Raw genomic sequence first — 3,298 nt, forward strand, 5'->3', positions numbered from 1 at the left:
GCGGGAGCGTTATAAATATAAAAGTGCGGTTGATTTTTGAGAGTTTTTTAAAACGCTTTGAAAATTGACCGCACTTTTACTTTAAGAAACCGTTATTTTTTACTCAAGTGCTTTCGTTTCCATTCATTTGTTTTCTTAAGCAGTATTTTACCCAATGGACGAGGGTCGCCTGTAAAAAGCTTTTGTAAGCCGTTGTTTTCTATGATGTAACGACGGAGTTCAAGACGTTCTTGATGGTTTTCAGCCAAACGTAAAGCACATTCAATGTATGTTTCGCGAGTATCGGCTATCAGCCATTCTGGTAGTCCTAAGCGTTTAAACAGACCTTCATCAATATGTTCATGTACTTCATCCCCCGTTTTGCATACACCAACTAAACCTAATGTAACCATATCAATTATGCCGTTTGTATTACCGAAAGGAAACGGATTTAGTAGCATATCGCAATCACGCAATATTGCCAGATAATCGTGATAAGGTGCGTGGGGATGTGCAGTGGCATCGTCACCTAAATAGCTTTCAATAAACCATTTGACATAAGGGTGTGTCAAGCCTGTTGATTGTCCAAGTGCGAAATGAAAATGTATTTTGACTTTAGCTTTATCTCTGATTTCTTGCAATGTTAGCAAAAATTCAGGGTTTAATTTCATTGTGGTAGCGGCAATACCGATATTGACTACTTCAGGGTTTTCTCTGAGTACATAATCCACTTTTTGTGGGGCGAGCGCAGAAGGTACATAAGGTAGGGCATCTTTGGGTAAGCGTAAAAGGGTTTCGCTGAAACAATCTTCACTGCCCACATAATCATCTTCTACGATGACATAATCAATAAATTCAGAGTGCGTAGTGGCAGGATGACCCAAGGCTACAGCTTGAATAGGGGCAAGCCGAGTGTTGCTCACAAAAATCGTGGTAATATCCATGCCAATGCTTGGCATATAGAACACTGCGGGTTGGAAGGTTTCGCACTGTTTACGGATAAAAAACAGTCTCTCCATTATATTATTGCTACTGATTTCAAAGAACTCGTCAAACACTTCTCGACCTATTTTATCAACGCCCTCATGGCCTAAGCCGACTAAATAGAATTTTTCTCGAGCAGCAATCATTGAAGTTGAATGTGTACGATAAATCGAATGTCCCGAATTAAAATGTTCAAGCAGTACCATCATCACAGGTTTGCCGTCCTTTTTACCTAAGGTGTAAAGGTAGCGGTCTTGCCATCCTTGCGTGAGGATATGCTTGCGGACAAGTTCGTTTAATGGACGCTTAACATCGTGCTTGTTTTTTGCTAAATCATAACTGCAGTGCATATATACATCATGAAGGATATTTGCAGGCAATTCATCTAAATTAGCAATTTCGGCGAGTTTTTTAGGAAACCACTGTAAAACCACCGCTCTTTTATGAAACGCAGATGCGGTACCAATAAAACGTGAAGATTGCAACGCAAAACACAATGAAGCACAAAGTTGTTGATTCCCTGCCCATAACGCATCTAAACTCATATTGACATTGGATTCGGGTAAGTAAAAAATACAGAATTTAGCAATAGAAGAGTTGTCTGTTGCTAAATGAAAGCCACCTTCGGAATCTGGGTTGATATTATATTTATTGAGAATATGGTCTGCGTTAACGTAGGGGGAAGAGGCAAAAATCAGCGTCAACCAGCGTTGCAGACTAATCATCTTTAACGCCCCTTCTTCAGAAATTGCCAATTCGGGGTCGGAAAAGAGTGTTGTAATTGCATTAGCGAGACGAGTGGCAAAATAAATAAGTAATTTTTCGGGTAGATATGCCAGCTGAGCGGGTGCGTCAAATTCAATATCGTGAACGCCTCCAAAATTAGCATCCATTTTTTCCAGAATCACCATTAATTCACGACAAGCAAACTCATAATCTTTTTTTGCGATATGTTGTTCCAAGCGCAATAGGCTAGGTTTGGGTGATTGTTGAAGCATTTGCGGGGAAGTTTGGTTGTTGTTTGATTCCACAAGTGAAACGGTCGTATTTTGTGGAGCGTTTTGCAAATTTTCTTTTGTCATATTATTAAATCCCTTGTATCGAAATCCCCTGTATCGCCATGGCACATGGCATGGAGTATACTTTAGTTTATCATATAAATTGTTTTTTAGCATTGCTTGGTTTGCTTGATATACAGGGGTAAAAACAGGGTTGCGTATAGACTGTAAATTGGCTGGTAAAGCATATAGTTATAAACTGGTAGGCGGAACGCTTACCAGTTGATTAAATTTCAGGGTTAGAAACTGAATGTTAATCTACCCCAGAAGGTTGTAGGTGAGCTTGTGCGTTTTTTGTTGCCATTCAAATTGTCACTATTGGCATTTGCAAAGCGACGAGCAACAAAAGCATCTAGGCTTAAGTTTTGTGTAGGAGAGGTTTTAATGCCTAAACCCGCAGAGGATACTGTGTGCATATCTTCACCGTAAATTTTAGCATTTTCGCTATTATAACGGAACTGACCTGCATCATAAAACGCATAAGGGCTGATTTGAAAGCGGGTGTATTTTGGCATACTTAATTCATTACGCCATACAAGACCGCGCTCACCACTTGCACCGCCGTATTTAAAGCCTCTGACGCCATAAGTACCTGTTACAGAGAATAAATCTATGCTACTTATATCTTGTAGAGTAAACTGACCCGATAATTGACTGCTAAAATGCCAACCTTGAGCAAACTCTTGACTCAACCCTAAACTGGCTGTGCTAATGTGATAGCTGCGATTAAATGTTTCGCCAATGCGCTCCATTCCAAAAGAGCCTGGTAATTTACTCGCGTAATAATGATGAGTTAAATCAATATTAAAGATTGTTTTAGGGGTGAATTGGATATGCCCATCAATGCCTGCACTTACGCCTGATACTGCAAATTTTTTCTTCGTTGCACCCAGGGTGTTTAACTCGGATGTTTGATTAATATGGCGGTAGTTGTAGCCTAAATTAATTTTAAACTGGTCTTCCATACCAAGGTTAAATGTTGGGAGGTAATAACTCCATTTCAGATTTGCAGAGATAGATTGACCTTTTGATAATTTACGATTAATCGCACTTGGTAAGCCGTCGATATCATTAGAATCAGCATAACTCATGCTGGTATAAAGGCTTAAGGATTGATGTTTGTCATAAAACGGATAAGTATATCCCACGCCTACCGCATAAGATTTTGATGGTGCTTTCACATTGGTTAATGCGTTTAGGTTTAATACATCATCATGTCCAGTTAAATTGGCATTAACAAAACCTAAACTCACACGTTGATAGTTAAACTCCCTTGC

Annotated in this window: 1 protein-coding gene and 1 pseudogene; both read right to left on the reverse strand. The window is 39.5% G+C overall.

Annotated features, from left to right (window positions below):
- Window positions 1-92: 92 nt before the first annotated feature.
- On the reverse strand, window positions 93-2,045 hold the full coding sequence (locus HMPREF2644_RS06325) for a UDP-glucose:protein N-beta-glucosyltransferase (RefSeq protein WP_083321806.1): 1,953 nt from the start codon (window positions 2,043-2,045) through the stop codon (window positions 93-95).
- A 215-nt stretch (window positions 2,046-2,260) separates the two neighbouring features.
- Window positions 2,261-3,298: pseudogene (gene hmw1B, locus HMPREF2644_RS06330) on the reverse strand (two-partner secretion (TPS) system translocator Hmw1B); the annotation flags it as partial.

The sequence above is a fragment of the Haemophilus sp. HMSC071C11 genome (assembly GCF_001837655.1).
Lineage (GTDB): Bacteria > Pseudomonadota > Gammaproteobacteria > Enterobacterales > Pasteurellaceae > Haemophilus > Haemophilus influenzae.